Source organism: Lysinibacillus sp. RC46 (genome assembly GCF_041262385.1).
Taxonomy (GTDB): Bacteria; Bacillota; Bacilli; order Bacillales_A; family Planococcaceae; genus Lysinibacillus.
On sequence record NZ_JBGCCF010000002.1, the window covers coordinates 95,300 to 111,402 of the forward strand.

The 16,103-nt window shown below is 38.5% G+C and carries 20 protein-coding genes, 2 pseudogenes and 1 other annotated feature; of the genes and pseudogenes, 2 read left to right on the forward strand and 20 right to left on the reverse strand.

Going from position 1 to position 16,103, the window contains the following annotated elements; genetic code table 11:
• Positions 1-45 precede the first annotated feature (45 nt).
• Positions 46-579: a transcription repressor NadR gene (locus ABH966_RS02340; protein ID WP_370075422.1), complete on the forward strand. Its 534-nt coding sequence runs from the start codon at positions 46-48 to the stop codon at positions 577-579.
• A 339-nt stretch (positions 580-918) separates the two neighbouring features.
• Here ABH966_RS02340 and ABH966_RS02345 read toward each other — a convergent pair whose 3' ends face one another.
• Positions 919-1,308: a thiol-disulfide oxidoreductase DCC family protein gene (locus tag ABH966_RS02345; RefSeq protein WP_370075423.1), complete on the reverse strand. Its 390-nt coding sequence runs from the start codon at positions 1,306-1,308 to the stop codon at positions 919-921.
• A 30-nt stretch (positions 1,309-1,338) separates the two neighbouring features.
• Entirely contained in the window at positions 1,339-2,214 is an 876-nt protein-coding gene (gene pheA, locus ABH966_RS02350) for a prephenate dehydratase (protein WP_370075424.1), read from the reverse strand.
• A 169-nt stretch (positions 2,215-2,383) separates the two neighbouring features.
• Between pheA and ABH966_RS02355 the strand changes: the two genes are divergently transcribed.
• Positions 2,384-2,533 carry a hypothetical protein gene (locus ABH966_RS02355; protein ID WP_370075425.1) on the forward strand — a complete coding sequence of 50 codons (150 nt, stop codon included), beginning with the start codon at positions 2,384-2,386 and terminating at the stop codon, positions 2,531-2,533.
• A gap of 262 nt (positions 2,534-2,795) precedes the next feature.
• Here the strand turns inward: ABH966_RS02355 and ABH966_RS02360 are convergent, their stop codons facing one another.
• The 18 genes and pseudogenes from ABH966_RS02360 to ABH966_RS02445 form a co-directional block, all read right to left on the reverse strand.
• A complete protein-coding gene (locus ABH966_RS02360; RefSeq protein ID WP_053484814.1) occupies positions 2,796-3,251 on the reverse strand; it encodes an ACT domain-containing protein in 456 nt (151 codons plus the stop codon).
• Between the two features lie 23 nt (positions 3,252-3,274).
• Complete coding sequence (gene obgE, locus ABH966_RS02365) at positions 3,275-4,564, reverse strand: GTPase ObgE (protein WP_370075426.1); 1,290 nt, start codon at positions 4,562-4,564, stop codon at positions 3,275-3,277.
• A gap of 5 nt (positions 4,565-4,569) precedes the next feature.
• Positions 4,570-5,097, reverse strand: a complete 528-nt coding sequence (locus ABH966_RS02370) for a Spo0B domain-containing protein (protein ID WP_370075427.1) — start codon at positions 5,095-5,097, stop codon at positions 4,570-4,572.
• A gap of 67 nt (positions 5,098-5,164) precedes the next feature.
• A complete protein-coding gene (locus ABH966_RS02375) occupies positions 5,165-5,446 on the reverse strand; it encodes a hypothetical protein (protein WP_370075428.1) in 282 nt (93 codons plus the stop codon).
• A gap of 39 nt (positions 5,447-5,485) precedes the next feature.
• Complete coding sequence (gene rpmA / locus ABH966_RS02380) at positions 5,486-5,785, reverse strand: 50S ribosomal protein L27 (protein ID WP_132356986.1); 300 nt, start codon at positions 5,783-5,785, stop codon at positions 5,486-5,488.
• Complete coding sequence (locus ABH966_RS02385) at positions 5,782-6,138, reverse strand: ribosomal-processing cysteine protease Prp (protein WP_132356987.1); 357 nt, start codon at positions 6,136-6,138, stop codon at positions 5,782-5,784. The genes rpmA and ABH966_RS02385 overlap by 4 nt, the downstream gene beginning before the upstream one ends.
• A 16-nt stretch (positions 6,139-6,154) precedes the next feature.
• Positions 6,155-6,463, reverse strand: a complete 309-nt coding sequence (gene rplU, locus ABH966_RS02390) for a 50S ribosomal protein L21 (protein ID WP_323647589.1) — start codon at positions 6,461-6,463, stop codon at positions 6,155-6,157.
• Positions 6,464-6,477: 14 nt separating this feature from the next.
• Positions 6,478-6,553: a sequence feature (ribosomal protein L21 leader region), on the reverse strand.
• Between the two features lie 45 nt (positions 6,554-6,598).
• Entirely contained in the window at positions 6,599-7,210 is a 612-nt protein-coding gene (locus tag ABH966_RS02395; protein WP_370075429.1) for a zinc metalloprotease, read from the reverse strand.
• Positions 7,200-7,754 carry a peptidoglycan DD-metalloendopeptidase family protein gene (locus ABH966_RS02400; RefSeq protein WP_132356989.1) on the reverse strand — a complete coding sequence of 185 codons (555 nt, stop codon included), beginning with the start codon at positions 7,752-7,754 and terminating at the stop codon, positions 7,200-7,202. The genes ABH966_RS02395 and ABH966_RS02400 overlap by 11 nt, the downstream gene beginning before the upstream one ends.
• Before the next feature lie 93 nt (positions 7,755-7,847).
• The gene (minD, locus tag ABH966_RS02405; RefSeq protein WP_370075430.1) at positions 7,848-8,645 is read right to left on the reverse strand and encodes a septum site-determining protein MinD; all 798 of its coding nucleotides are present in this window, start codon (positions 8,643-8,645) and stop codon (positions 7,848-7,850) included.
• A 1-nt stretch (position 8,646) separates the two neighbouring features.
• Positions 8,647-9,315 carry a septum site-determining protein MinC gene (gene minC / locus ABH966_RS02410; RefSeq protein ID WP_370075431.1) on the reverse strand — a complete coding sequence of 223 codons (669 nt, stop codon included), beginning with the start codon at positions 9,313-9,315 and terminating at the stop codon, positions 8,647-8,649.
• Positions 9,316-9,342: 27 nt separating this feature from the next.
• A complete protein-coding gene (mreD, locus tag ABH966_RS02415; protein WP_370075432.1) occupies positions 9,343-9,867 on the reverse strand; it encodes a rod shape-determining protein MreD in 525 nt (174 codons plus the stop codon).
• Positions 9,867-10,778, reverse strand: coding sequence for a rod shape-determining protein MreC (gene mreC / locus ABH966_RS02420; RefSeq protein ID WP_370075433.1), 912 nt, complete (start codon positions 10,776-10,778; stop codon positions 9,867-9,869). The genes mreD and mreC overlap by 1 nt, the downstream gene beginning before the upstream one ends.
• Positions 10,779-10,791: 13 nt before the next feature.
• Positions 10,792-11,811, reverse strand: a complete 1,020-nt coding sequence (locus tag ABH966_RS02425; RefSeq protein ID WP_132356994.1) for a rod shape-determining protein — start codon at positions 11,809-11,811, stop codon at positions 10,792-10,794.
• Between the two features lie 867 nt (positions 11,812-12,678).
• Positions 12,679-12,825, reverse strand: a pseudogene (locus ABH966_RS02430) (JAB domain-containing protein); the annotation flags it as partial.
• A gap of 871 nt (positions 12,826-13,696) precedes the next feature.
• Positions 13,697-14,218, reverse strand: a pseudogene (radC, locus tag ABH966_RS02435) (RadC family protein); the annotation flags it as partial.
• A gap of 34 nt (positions 14,219-14,252) precedes the next feature.
• A complete protein-coding gene (locus ABH966_RS02440; RefSeq protein WP_370075435.1) occupies positions 14,253-14,846 on the reverse strand; it encodes a Maf family protein in 594 nt (197 codons plus the stop codon).
• A 99-nt stretch (positions 14,847-14,945) separates the two neighbouring features.
• Positions 14,946-15,593 (reverse strand): hypothetical protein, encoded by a 648-nt coding sequence (locus ABH966_RS02445; RefSeq protein WP_370075436.1) that lies wholly within the window; start codon positions 15,591-15,593, stop codon positions 14,946-14,948.
• Positions 15,594-16,103 lie beyond the last annotated feature (510 nt).

A 16,103-nucleotide genomic window follows, 5' to 3' on the forward strand; every position in this document is an offset into this window, starting at 1 on the left:
TTTAAGGAAAACTGCTTCCTTTATTACAAGCAGAGGTGATCTCTTATGAAAAAAATGTTAGGCGAAGAACGCCGACTGCAACTCCTAGCACAACTTAAAAAAAGTACAGCACCTATAACGGGGACGGACCTAGCTAAATTCGCTAATGTTTCTAGACAAGTCATTGTCAATGATATGACATTATTAAAGGCTAGAAATGAACCTATTATTGCAACTAGCCAAGGATATCTTTATATGCATCAGGAACAATTACAACAAACTGTTGAACGTACAATTCCTTGCTTCCACTCTGCTGAGGATGCAGAAGATGAACTTATAACAATAGTTGATTGCGGTGGTACAGTAAAAAATGTTATCGTTGAACACCCAATTTACGGGGAAATTACCGCATCCATTATGGTTTCTAACCGTCATGAGGTAAAAAAATTTATTCAACGCGTCAATGAAACACAGGCAAGTTATTTATCCGAACTAACAGGTGGTACACATCTTCATGTTATTTCTGCTCCTTCTGTTGACATTTTAGATTTAATTGAACTTACTTTGCAAAAAAAGAGCTATTTAGTTGTAGATCAATAATGTAACAAATTTTTATTGAATTTAAATGATTAACTTGAATTATCATTTAATTTTTATGAAGCTTATTTCATTTGTTCCATATTCATATTGAACTTACTATTGCAATTTCAACCAAAAGAGCTATCCACTTGGATAGCTCTTTTGTATGTCAATGAAATTAAGATATTAAAGTATGGCTCTGCGGCAAAATGAGGGGGGATTTCCGTCCGCTGAAACAGGAAGTGAGTAGCATGAAACGGAAATCATCCTCATTTAAAGCTCCAACATTCACAAAGAATTTCTTGGCCATTTTGTTTTTCAATACTATGAGCTATCCACTTTAATTGGATAGCTTCAAAGCTAGAGAAATCTATTTCGTTGTGAAGGTGTTGGCAATAAACATACTTCTTTTCGTCCAAAAAGACGATATCTATTTTTTGCAAATAACCGATACATTGTATTTCGTATAGATGGAGGAATCATGATCAAAATATAACAAACAGGCCAAAAACTATCTAATCTCCTACAGATTTTAAGTGCTGCCGTGGATTCAAAATATACCTTTCCCTGTTCAATTAATATGACACTATCAATATTTTCTGGTACTTCGTATTGTGCAAGTAATGCCTGCCCAGCTTCACTTTGAATGGACGCGAATTGAAAATACGCTGCTTGATCATATTTGATAATAAATTGCACACTGCTATCACAAAAATTGCACACTCCGTCAAATAATATAATGCCGCCCATACTGATTCCTCCTCGTCAAGACGAAATTGATTACTCGTCTGATGTTCGATAAGTAAAGTATGTACCAAGTGATTTCACCTTGCAACCAAGTGCAGCTAGTTCTTCCATAGCTCCACGCATCATAGGCTCCTTTTCATCTGCTAAAACATCAATCATAAAGAAATAATCACCTAAGCCTGTTTTTAATGGTCGTGATTCGATTTTACTTAAATTTAATTGTCGCCATGCAAATACTGATAATACTTGATGTAATGCCCCTGAACGGTCCGTTGGTAATGTAATCATGAAAGTTGTCTTCGCTTGTCCATCAGATAATTCTTGCGGCAATCGTCTATTTTGCTTTGATAATACGAAGAAGCGTGTATGGTTAAAATGGAAATCATGAATATCAGGTTGAACGATTTCTAAGCCATATTTAACTGCCGCCGCTGCATTTCCAACTGCCGCAATGCACTCGTTTGGATTTTCGGATACAAATTTTGCCGCTGCTGCTGTTGATGTTGTTTGATGTAACGGAGCATGGCTGAAGCGATAAAATAAATATTTATGACATTGGGCTAGAGCATGTGGATGTGAATAAACTCCTACGATTGACTCCCAATTGTCCTTCTGCTCTTTATTTACCATTAAATGCTGCTGTATTTTTAACTGAAGCTCACCTGTAACATATAAGGTCGCCTCATGAAATAAATAATCAAGCGTTAACGATACAGATCCTTCTAAAGCATTTTCCAGTGGTACAACTGCTAAATCTACCTTCCCCTTTGCTACCGCTTCAATACATTCTGGAATTGTAGAACAAGGGACAAGCCACTCATTCGGAAAGGTTGCCTTTGTTGCTAAGTATGTAAATGATGCCTCAGGTCCTAAATATCCTATTCGTTTTTCCCATTGTTGCTCTGTCATTACATGTACCTCCTTAACTACAACTTGTAGCTTTTGATTTTATATTTAAATGGCTCATCACCATAACGTGGGGTTGATTTCCGTGCCGACTGCGCGCTTTGTTGTTGCTGTCGCTTCGCTTTCGCACAGAGCAGAGCTCCGATGAGCCGCTTGGGGCAACAGATGTTTTTTGCGCGAAAGCGTAGTGCTAACGAAGCGTCAGCAGCAGGATGTTGGTCACGAAGGCGTTATCACAGGACGTGATGTTCTTAGCCTTCGTTCCTCTATTGCTGATCCCCAAGGAGTCGCGCAGTCTCAACTTCTCCCTAAATTTCACTAATGAAAAAATTCGGAATTTTCAATCCGTGAAATTCACTTTATATTTCTACATCAAATGTTAGGCAAAGGCATAATGTGAAGCTTTCCAAAATGCTCCGGCGATTGCCGCACCTCTTAAATCAAATTATAGAATTTTTTGTGATAGTCTTTATTTTTTGTTATAGAATAAGGAGCTGTCCCATGAAGTGATCATTTCATCACATGGGACTGCTCCTTTTGAGCTTATTTACATTCTGTCAAAAATTCAAACTTGCTGTCAGTCATTACAATGCACCAGAACTAATTACTTCCGCTGACTCTACAAAATCTAAACGTTTAAGTTGCTGTATTAAATCATCCAGTTCACATGTCATACTAGTGACATCTAACGATAATGTAACATTCGCACGTCCTTGAATCGGTATTGTTTGATGGATAGTCAGTACATTGCAATGCGTAATTGTCACTGTTTCTAAAAGCTTTGCAAGTGTTCCTTTACGGTCCTGAAGCTGTAAAAAGACTGTTAAAATGCGTTCCTGCACAATTGAATGAAAAGGAAATACAGCATCCCGATATTTGTAAAACGCACTACGCGATAAATCCACCTGCTTTACCGCATCCCAAATGGAAGATACCGAACCACTTGAAAGTAAGTGTTTCGCCTCCAAAGTTTTTTGCATAGCATCCGTTAAAACATCTTCACGAACTAAATAATATCGCTGATTCGCAACATTCTTCATACGCTTCCCCCTAAAACCTATTCTTAGTCGACAAATTCAAATTCGAATTCCAATAAGCGTACAATATCACCATTTTGTGCACCACGTTCACGTAATGCTTCATCGACGCCCATACCACGTAATTGGCGTGCAAAACGACGTACACCGTCCTCGCGGCTGAAGTCTGTCATTTTGAAGATACGCTCAATCGCATATCCACCAAGAATGAATGTACCATCAGGATCACGAGAGATTTCGATTGAATCTGCTTCAGATTGGTGTTTGTAAAGTACCGTTGCATCTGATTCTTCATCTAGATCGTCGAATAATGGGAATTCAGGAGTCACTTCCAGTAAGTCGGCAATTTCAAATAATACCGGCTTTAAACCTTGGCGAGAAACCGCTGATACTGGGAAGATTTTCGCATCTTCGCCCACTTTTTCACGGAAAATTTCTAAGTTTTCCTCTGCATCTGGCATGTCCATTTTATTTGCCACAATAATTTGTGGACGTTCTGTTAAACGAAGATTATATTGTTTTAGCTCATCATTGATTGTTAAGTAATCTTCATAAGGATTGCGCCCTTCCATACCCGACATATCAATTACATGTACGATAACACGTGTACGTTCAATATGACGGAGGAATTGGTGACCTAGACCAACACCTTCGTGCGCACCTTCGATTAAACCTGGTAAATCTGCCATTGCAAAGCTACGATGATCATCCGTTTCAACCATTCCTAAGTTCGGTACGATTGTAGTGAAATGATAAGCACCTATTTTTGGCTTTGCCGCAGAAACAACAGATAATAATGTTGATTTACCTACACTTGGGAAGCCAACTAATCCTACATCTGCTAGTACTTTCAACTCTAATATAACATTTAATTCTTGTCCTGGCTCACCTTTTTCAGAAAGTTCTGGAGCAGGATTGGCTGGTGTTGCAAAGCGGGAATTCCCGCGGCCACCGCGACCAGCTTTTGCGATAATCGCTTGTTGACCATGCTCGACTAAATCCGCAATAACAACGCCTGTTTCTTCGTTCATTACAACCGTGCCCGGTGGTACTTTAACGATTAAATCATCTGCACGTTTACCATGCATCCCTTTACTCATACCATGCTCACCACGGTCAGCCTTGAAGTGGCGTTTGTAGCGGAAATCCATTAACGTTCGCAGACCTTCTTCAACTTGAAAGACAACATTCCCGCCGTGACCACCATCGCCACCAGCTGGACCACCATTCGGTACAAATTTTTCACGACGGAAGGCTACCATTCCATCCCCACCGTCGCCACCTTTTACATAAATCTTGACGTGATCGACAAACATTTAATTCACTCCCTGCTTGCACTCAATACATATATCCAAGACGCATTTGTCTCTTCCACTGTTTGAATGTCTAATTGTTTCAAACCTTTTTCGGTGAATGCATCAGCACTCCATAGCCCATTTAACGTGAATGTCACGGCAAATGTATGATCGTCAACACGTACATCGAGCACTAATCTCTGCTCTGTAAATGGATCTAATGTATCATAAACATGCATAACTGTTTTGTTTAAGTAATCTACAACTTCCGAATCAACTGTATTTGTGACAGACATTTTTATGTCACCGCTAAGCTTCATTGGTAATGAAGGATAGCGCCAACCTGCTGTTTGCAGCCATTCGATTGTTTGCGGTAATTGTAGACGATTAAGGATAGAAAGTACTTGTAATTGTTCTGAATAATTTTGAATAAGTTTTTTTGATTCATCAATTCTACCTAAATCTAAATTCATGCGAATAAGCTGAAGCTGATTCACATAATCATGATTTGCAAAACGTATTACTTCACTAATGGTTAGTGATTGATTGTTCATCCCATTCACTCCAATAAAGTTATCCTTACTAGTATAACAAGTTTTGCTGTATTTTTCCCTTAATTCTTCAATCAATTATGCCGAGGCATAATTGTTGCTGTCGCTTCGCTTTCGCACAGATAAAACCTTGTTGCTGTCGCTTCGCTTTCGCACAGATAAAACCTTGTTGCTGTCGCTTCGCTTTCGCACAGATAAAACCGTGTTTCTGTCTCTTCACTTTCGCTACGAAAACACTTGTAGCTGACGCTTTGCTTTCGCTACCAAAACCATTTGTAACTGACGTTTCACTTACGTTACATAAAACATTTTGCTGAAAGAAATTGAAATTTAGCCAAAAAAAGGACTGCAATAAATGCAGTCCTCCGCTTTATGTTATCTTTTTAAAAGATTAAGCTTCTTGTGATGCTGGGTATACAGATACTTGTTTGCGATCGCGACCTAAGCGTTCGAATTTAACAACGCCGTCAACTTTAGCAAATAGTGTATCGTCACCACCACGACCTACGTTTGTACCAGGGTAAATTTTTGTACCGCGTTGACGGTAAAGAATTGAACCACCAGTTACGAATTGGCCATCAGCACGTTTAGCACCAAGGCGTTTTGACTCAGAGTCACGTCCGTTTTTAGTAGAACCTACACCTTTTTTCGATGCGAAAAATTGTAAGTCTAAAGTTAATAATAATTTCATTCCGTTCCACCTCCTACTTGGTTGTAGTTGATTTGGATGTATTGTCCGTAATTTTGCACCATCGAATACACTTGGGCAGTCATTACTTGGACAATTAACTGTAGTTTCGCATCAATCTCAGGCTCTAATTCTGATGGTAAGTTTACCTTAAGATAGCCTCCACCTTCAGCAGCTTGTTCGATTTCTGGCTGTAATTGTAATAGTGCATAAATAGCATTTACTGTACCAATGGCAATTGTAGATGCTCCAGCACATACTAAATCCTTACCAGATTCATCGTATTCTGCATGTCCTGAAAATTCAAATGCTGACACATGTCTATTTTCATCGTGATGAATCGTAACTTGTATCATTCGCTACACCTCACAATTAAGCGTTGATAGCTTCAACAACTAATTTTGTGTAAGGTTGACGGTGACCTTGTTTACGACGGTAGTTCTTTTTAGCTTTCAATTTGAAAACAACGATTTTTTTCGCACGGCCTTCTTTAACAACTTTAGCTGTTACAGTAGCGCCTTCTACGAATGGAGCTCCAACTTTAACGTTTTCGCCACCAACGAATAAAACTTTATCGAAAGTTACAACCTCGTCAGCTTCTACACCTAATTTTTCAATATAGATTTCTTGACCAGCTTCTACTTTGATTTGTTTACCACCAGTTTCAATAATTGCGTACATTTTACTGCACCTCCTCTTAGACTCAGACTCGCCTGTTTATAAAGGTGATCCTAGGATACTTAAACCTTTCCAGTGCGGTTGCAGTAGCACAGGTGCTACAAACAATAACATTAAAATATTACCACAAGATTTTTTTTAAGTCAATCTATTCATTACATATTTCTCGAATGCTAAACGATATTTTCGATACTTCCATTCCTTTAACGCTTGAAGCCATATAAATAAACATAAAATTGCTAAAAAAATAGATTGTGGGAGGTAACATAAAGTTACCATGAATAGTATAAAGGCGATTATAAGAGAAAACCAGTAATAATATTCAAACGCACGAACACTTGGAGTGAATAAAAATAAGCATGCTAAAAATATTCTACCACCGTCCAACGGAATAATCGGTAAAACATTGATTGCTAATAGCACAAGTTGCACATTAATAAATTTAGTAGCAAGCAGTTCTGGCATAAAAAAAGCGAGGCCAATCCCCAATATTGTAGCGATTGGTCCCCCTAAGGCAATCCAAAGGAGTGACGTTGCAGGCACAACCGCTGGATTTTCAAATTCTATTTCCCCTCCGTAAGGTGTAATAACGCATGATTTCACCTTAACACCACAAAGCATTGCCGTTAACAAATGACCAGCTTCATGCCATAATAACGAAGATAAAATAATGGCGTAATAAGCAATTTGACCAGTAAAAATCATTAAAAATACGAGAGGGATACATAGAAGATGCAGTTTAATTTTCATTGGACGCCGCTGTTTCAAGCCATTGTACAATCTGCTCTAAGCTATATTGTGTTTTATCTTTTTCAATCGAAATATAGAGTTGTCCCGCCTCTTTCATGCCGATTAAATCGTTTGCCTGCACCGTTGTATATGGAAGTTGTGCTAAACTATCCAGCATCCCATAGGATACTGTTGTACCATCGTCATAGCTTATTGTCATTGTTTTACCGGTATATTTAGTATGGCCGGTAAAAACGACAAGACCATTCTTTCCAGCATAAACCGGCAGGCCCATGTCATATTGCAATAAAAAACCTTCCTTAAAAACTTGCGCATTGGCAAATGATAATAGTTCAGTTTGCCCAACATCACTCGAAACTAAAATTGTTGTATCTTCTTTATTTAGCCAACTTTGCCCGAGCTCACTTAAGTAGGTTAAATCTGCTGATGTTGTAACAAGTTTTCTCACAGGTGTTTCCAATACACCTTGATCCTCTAAACGTATTACAAGCATAATTGCAGCCACAAGCAGTATCGTGACCAACCATTTCCATTTTTTAAACAAGCCCTCATCCTTTTTTCACACTATATGAGATTGCATGTCCATTCATGCACAAGAAAAAAACCTTCTCGTACAAATGCACGAAAAGGCTGATGATTATTTAGAAAATAACGCTTTTAGTTTTGAAAATACACCTCTATGCTCATCTTCAATTGCCATAAGTGGCACAGACTCGCCAAGAATTCGACGGGCAATATTACGATAGCCTAGAGATGCTTTATTAGTAGGATCCATTACTACCGGTTCACCTTTATTGGATGATGAAATAACTCCTTCATTATCTACGATGATCCCTAATAAATCGATAGACAAATGTGTTGTAATTTCATTAACATCCAACGTATCACCGCTTTTCATCATATGCTGGCGAATGCGGTTAATAATTAGTTTAGGTGCAGTAATTTCTTCCTGTTCGAGCAAGCCAATAATTCGATCTGCATCACGCACGGCAGAGATTTCTGGCGTTGTTACAACAATTGCATGATCTGCACCAGCAACAGCATTGCGATAGCCTTGTTCAATACCCGCTGGACAGTCTATTAAAACATAGTCATAGTCCCTTTTTAATTCTTCTACTAAGCTCTTCATCTGCTCAGGTTTAACAGCATTTTTATCTGTCGTTTGAGCAGCAGGTAATAAAAATAGTTTCTCATCTACTCGTTTATCTTTTATTAACGCTTGATGAATCTTACAGCGTCCTTCAACAACGTCTACTAAATCATAAATAATCCGATTCTCAAGACCTAAAATTACGTCCAAATTACGAAGTCCAATATCAGTATCTACTAAACATACTTTCTTACCTTGTAGAGCCAATGCAGTCCCCAGGTTAGCCGTTGTCGTTGTTTTTCCGACACCGCCTTTACCTGAAGTTATGACGATCGCTTCTCCCACACTAGCTACCTCCCTTAGACACATTTAATAATGGTCGAATATTTTTTAACGCGTTTATTTGATCGTACGTAATGCGCCCATCATAGCCAATAAATGCACAAGTCATCTCTTCATGTTTAATAGCTTTTACATGCTCGTCCGACATTGCCTGAACCTGATCAGCAATCATAATATGTGTGGCTTCAAAAAGAGATGCTGCAATGATTGCCTCCTTATTACCATGAACGCCAGCATGCGCAATTCCCTTGAGTTTACCTAGGACATACACATTGCCACCCGCTTCTACACGTCCGTTCGGATTGACATTCCCTACGATAATAATATCTCCTGACGAACGCAGAACTTGACCCGATCTGACCACACCAATATATGTATCTTGTTGACTTTCAATCCTTTTCTGGTTGCTTTCATGGACAGTCAGTACTTCACTTTGCACCTTTGAAACAATTAGTTGCTCTGTTTCCTGAACAATTTTAATAAGCTCTTTGATTTGTTCATCAGAACAGTATCGATAGCCCAAATATAATTGTACATCTACTTTACTATCGATACCGCTTTCTGACACTTTCTTTTTAAGCTCTTCTACTAAATCGACATATGCACATTGATCGTCTAAATGAAGAACAAATCCATCCTTTGTCCCCTTCATATTAACTAACTGTTTTTTCATGAATGCCTCACCCCACGTTGCTCTTTATTAAGAAACTTCACGTGCTCTCTGTAAGACACGCGCATTTATTAGATACTTAAAGGCCCAACCAAGAATCATTAAAAATAGTGCATTAGCAATGATCGTTGGCAGCAGTCGTGAACGTAAGAAATCCGATAATGGGATCGTTGTAAAGTCGATAAGATAGAAGAATTGATAGAGTATAAATTCTAAAATTGCTACTAAAACAACCGAAATCGTCGTTGTCACAACTAAGTGCTGATGAATAACTTTCACAATAGACCCTGCTAAAAAACAAATAAGCGGAAACAGTACTGAATATAATCCAATAATATCAATGTAAAACACATCATACAAGACACCAAAAAAAAGTCCATACATTACCGCTCGCTGACGGCTGTAATAGATGGAAATAAATATTAAATATAAGATTAAAAATCTCGGAACTAAATAAAAGATTTGCCCTTTCACTTCAATCGGTGAAAACATAGCAAACTCTGGTTCTACCAAAAATAGTAAAACTGCCACAGAGGGGATGAGAAACCGAACCATTATTCCGCCTCCTCTTTACCCTTTTGTGGATGTGTTAAATCCTCGTTCGATGTATTACCATCAGATCCGTCTATTACAGTAGCGGAACGTTTAGCAATAACAACATAGTCTAAAATTGAAAAATCAGCAGATGGTTTTACATAAGCCATTTTTGTTAAGCCAAAATCATCTGTACTTACTTCAGTTATTTCTCCGATTGGCACATTTTTAGGGAAAATACCGCCAAGTCCTGATGAAACGACTTGCTGACCCTTTTTAACTGTTAAACTTGAATCGATTCGCTTCATGATGAGTTCATTACGCTCTTTATCATAGCCCTCGATTAAACCGTATGCTTGTTTATCTCCTTGAACCATCGCAGAAACACGATAGTTTGGATTATTTGTATATAAAAGCTCTACCTCAGAGGTGAAAGGTGTCACTAAAGTAACTTTACCGACTAAACCTTTTGCTGTCATAACTGCCATATTTTTTTCTACACCGTGTGAAGATCCTTTATCTAAAATGATCTTTTCTTCCCACTGGTCAGGATTTCTAGCAATAACTGTGGCATGAATCGGATCATAAGCTTTTAAGCTTTCCGATTTGTCCGTAAGCTCTTGAAACTTTTTAATATCAGCTTTCAAGTCGGATGCCTCAGCTTGTACGGCTGCAAATTCATCTAAGCGTGCTTTTAAACGTTTATTTTCTTCGTACGTGTTTAAGAGGGAATCAATACTATTAAAAACACCAGTAATATAATTCGCCGGCTTCGCAACAATAGATTGTGCGACGCCGACAGTGTCTTTAATAATTTGCTCTGGTAAAGTTGCATTCGTCCGTTCACGTAATGAGAAGCTAATCAATGCCACAAGAAAAACCATGCCCACGAGTAGCAAAATTAATTTCTTATTGAAAAAAAAATGTGGCATTGCCTAAACCTCCTTACCCTTTAACTTGTTGTTGACGAATTAAATCAATATGTTCTAGAGCCTTACCTGTACCAATAGCAACACAGTCCAGTGGATCTTCTGCGATAAATACTGGCATATTAGTTTCTTGGCTAATAACTTTGTCTAAATTCGTTAATAGCGCACCACCACCTGTTAGTACAATTCCGCGTTCCATTACGTCTGCAGATAATTCAGGAGGTGTTTGTTCTAGAGTTTTTCGAACACCATCAATAATAGATGCTACCGCTTCACGTAAAGATTCAGAAATCTCCTGTGAAGAAATTTCGATCGTTTTTGGTAAACCTGTTAAAAGGTCGCGTCCTCTAATTTCCATTCTTTCTTCTGGACCCTCAGCCAATGCTGTACCAATTTCCATTTTTACTGCTTCCGCAGTACGTTCACCAATTGTTAAGTTATATGATTTACGAATATACGAAATGATGGATTGGTCCATTGCATCCCCGCCAACACGCACGGATTCACTTGTTACAATACCACCTAATGAAATAACCGCTACCTCTGTTGTACCACCACCGATATCAACGACCATTGACCCTGTTGGATCCCATACTGGTAAGTTCGAACCGATTGCTGCTGCAAATGGCTCTTCAATTGTAAATGCTTCTTTAGCACCTGCTTGGCGAGCAGCATCAATAACCGCACGTTGTTCAACCGATGTAATACCATAAGGCACACAAATCATAACATTCGGTTTTTTCCAGTTACCGCCAGAATTTTTACAAGCTTCTTTTAAATAGTATTCTATCATTGCTGTAGTAATATCAAAATCAGCAATAACGCCATCTTTCATAGGACGGATTGCTACGATTGACCCAGGTGTACGACCAATCATATTTTTTGCATCATTACCAACTGCAACAATATCTCCCGTTTTTGTATTTTTCGCTACAACTGAAGGCTCGCGTAAAACGATTCCCTTCCCTTTAATAAACACTAATGTATTCGCTGTGCCAAGGTCGATCCCGACATCTTTACTTCCTAATCCAAACAATTTGTGTACTCCCTTTCTATTTAAGCCATACTTTCGTTGACATCAACTACACCCAGGCGTATTTACGCCCCAAGCCTCTATCTTCATTCACTCAGTGTTAGACACCTACTGAAAAAAAACTACACACTCATTTATCTCACACCTGTTGGAGTAAGAGTCTTTTTCTGAACAAAAATAAAATCATACCGTTCATTATAACGGAAAAACGCAAGAATTTGTAGTGCCACATACCTCTTCTCGCGGAAAAGATACTATTTTAATTCCCACCCAAACAAAAATAGTACGTATAGATTAGCATATAATTTTTATTCTTGTAAGACAACGTGTAATAGGCTACCAATTTTTGTGAATATTATAGACATTTTTCTACGAGTACAATAACGTTTTCTAAAAAAAAAGGTTCGCTTTTATTTTTGGCTTTTCGCAAAAAGATACAAAATATTTATTTATCAATTATGCCTTGGCATAATTACGTCCGGAATCGACTTTGTTCTTGCACAAAGCACTCCTTTCCGATTCCGTGACATCCGCCGGAGGCTTTGGGCCAACGTGATGTTGGTCACTCAGTCGTTGCCACAGGACGTGGCGTACTTAGACTGAGTTCCTCTATTTCAGCGGGTGTTTGGACACACTCTGAAAAGTAACTTAAATTCGCATTCATCTCACCACCTATAGAAGTAGGTGACTTCTGCTGAAAGAAGTTAAAATAATAAAGCGATTTGATTCTTCACTAAATTTTGGAAACAAAGAACACTGTAAGGCTTCCCGAAATGATTCGGCAACTGCTTTACAATTCTAAATCGTGTAAATCTCGCATAACCCCCCTAAATTTTCCATCAAAAAAACTCTGCAAAATTTATTGCAGAGTTAAAAGTATCCTTTTTCTTTCAAACTAATGAACTGATGATCACCGATGATAAGATGATCTATTAAATCTATGCCTATAATATAACCAGCCTCTAAAATTCTTCTCGTCACTTCTATATCCTCTTCACTAGGTGTTGGAACTCCGCTAGATAGCAATAGGTAAGGCTTTGAAGTAATCTCTACCTTTTCCCCTGCTCCACACCGTGCATGCAACTTTCATCGCACACGGCATTCCATCGTTTGCCTTCTATTTCATTTATCTCAATCTACTAAGTTTTCGCTCAAGGTCTATCACGCTCCAATCATGGCTCGTGACCTTTTTAGTCATCCTAGAATCCTTGAAATGATTGAGTTGAAATAGTTTAGACGAAACGACTTGAGGCTATTGTTCCATTTCCATTACAGAAACTTCATTACTCCTGCCTCTACTCTCACTATCATAAAAGGAAGTTATAGATACATTCCTTTCCTTCCTAACACTTCATCGAGTGTGTACTCTTCATGTTGATAGCTTTCCACGTTCCCTTAACCCTATCAATACTTAACTTAGGTGCTAGCTCTTGCCTGGCGTCCTCTCCATCGCCTGTAACGATGCATGGAGCTTTCGAAACCACCATACTTACTCGCCCACGGAAACGCACTTGAATTCTCATCAAGTCTACTCATTTCTAAATAGTCACACTTACAGACATTTCGTTCGCTAGTTCGTCAGTGTTTTACCACATTCTCACCATATTAAGTTTTAATGACTCCCGACCTATCCGTTACACCAACTACCTCTAGTTAGCTTTCGGTTATCAATTAGATTGGCACTACGGTAACATTCAGCCGACTTCACCGAGCTTCACACCTTATTCTTATACACATTCGAATAACGCATGTCGGAGTATTAGAGTAGGCGTTTCAAGGCGTTACCCTATCATTCCACCTATCGAGTGAAGAGTTCACGACTCTCTTACTTGTCAACTTGACGTTCGGACAGCATGCGCAACCTTTTCAGTTACGAACGTGTCGCACGGTGATTGTGTGCACAAATAATAGAAGCCGCAGATCTTTTTACAGCTTCGCGATATATCTCCCTAGGATGAACAATCGAAGCATTTAGACTGCCTATAAAAATCGTCTGTCTATGAATAATTTGATTTTTTACGTTTAAAAAAAGAACTACAAAATGCTCCTGATTCAGTGAGGTCATATCAGGCATTAAATAGGCAGCTGCATCTTCCGGTGAACGAATCGTATATTTTTCATCGTTATATTTCTGTGCGAGACGTCTACCGAGTTCAATTGCCGCTAATAATTGAATGGCTTTGACCTCACCAATCCCTCTAATAGCAACCATTTCTTCTATTGTTGCATGTTTCAAATGATGTAAACGTTCAAAAACGCTTAGTACGCGATTTGCAAGTACAAGAACAGACTCTTCTTTAGTGCCTGTTCTTAGTAAAATAGCTAGCAGCTCCTGATTCGATAAACTCATAGCTCCTTGTCTCCGTAGTCTTTCACGAGGTCGATCCTCTATATTAACGTCTCGTATCATCGTCCTTGGTAAAACATCATTTGGCAAAAAAGCCTCACTCCTTTGCAAATTGGATAATATTGAGTGCTACCAATTGCGTAAACAACGCTGCAAGTGGTAAGCCGACAACATTGTTATAATCTCCTTCAATTCGTTTTACTAGAAGAGTTCCAGCAGTTTGAATACCATAACCACCTGCTTTATCAAATGGATCTCCCGAATCTACGTATGCTTCGATGAGCTCCTTCGATAAATGATGAAAAACAACATTTGTCTCTTCGACGAATGTAGTTTCATTACCGTTAGGCTCAATAATGGCAACAGCTGTCATGACCGCATGACGCTTACCTGATAAGCGCAATAAGTGAGAAATTGCTTCCTCACGATTTTTAGGTTTATGGAGTAGCTCATCATCATAAACAACAATAGTATCTGCTCCAATAATCGTGGCCTTTGGAGCTTTTTTCGCCACATCACGTGTTTTTAATAGAGCTACACCTTTTACATAATCTTGCATTGTAGTTGCCTGGACGCTTGTCTCTTCTACTTCACTAGTTATTATGTCAAATGGAAGTGATAGCATAGCAAGCAATTCTTTTCGTCGTGGTGAAGCTGAAGCAAGCACTAGCTTGTGATTTGTTTTAAACATTATCTGACCATTCCTCCTTATTAGTTATCATAACGGAGAAATTGGGATTTGAAAATTTTCTAAAAATCAAGATAATGCTAATTTCACTATCTTTTGTGTTTAAAATTTCACTTGAAGACAAGCATTTTTCGATTTGTAATGGGCAAAAACTTGTAAGCGAACAATACTGATATCGGTTGAAATAGACGAGGCAGCCGCTCCAATAGATTGCCAATCAGCAGGCAACGTAGAATCCTTCGAATTATCTTTAAAATTTAATTTTGTTGCATTTTTGTCAGCTAGCACAGATGGAAGTTCTGCAATCGTTGCCTCCTTACAACTGTCACCGCTTAAAGTAAATGCTTTTTTAAATGTTGCAGGATCTTTTAAAAAGACAAGCTGACTTTCATCTGTAACCATACTTGTCCAAACATAAAATTTTCCGTCAACCTCGACAACGGCACTTTCTTTTAATGAAGGATGTTCAGATACAAACGAGCTTGCACTTTCATAATTTGAATAGACCCCTGCTTGACTTGCAAAAAACATAGGTCCGTTCGTTGCTCCTCCAGCTGTTGGAATTGTTTCTCCGGATGAATTACCATTATTACTTTTAGTGGCTACCTCAGTGCTATCGTTTTTTAAAGAAAATTTAGTACTTGCTTGAAGAATACCTAAAAAAAGGGCTACACCAAAAAGTCCAACTATTCCTCCAATAATCATCGCTCGAAATACTTGTTTTTTCATCACATGACTGACAATTTTCATTCGACCATCACCTCTTTCTTTAACATATCAAAGTCAATTTAGACAAGACGAGATTGTTACAATTTGATATATAAGTATATGTATAAAAGAATGTGTAAATGCTAATTTACTACATTTTGATTTAATAGTTATTTTCGATGTTTCACTTCAAAAATAACTATTTTTGCAACGAAAGTTTTACTATAAACAAAAGGGATCAAGCGTGTTTATTAACCATTTTTATCCACTCCAATTAATTTGAAGGCTCTGATTTCCGCTACGGGCTACTCGCTTTGTCGCTGACGCTTCGGTTTCGCGCAGAGCAAGGCTTCCTGCGGGCGAGCGTCGAGCCGCTTCCTCCGCTGCGCTCCGTGCAGGGTCTCGTCTGTCTCGCTTTCCCGCGGGAGTCGAGTAGCCCTACGCTACAATCAGTTAAAATGGGCATACATTAGCAAAATATCAACAAAAAAATCCTTTAACAGCCAATAAAAACCTATATTTCCCTAATCAACACGCCTGAAAAAAGATCAA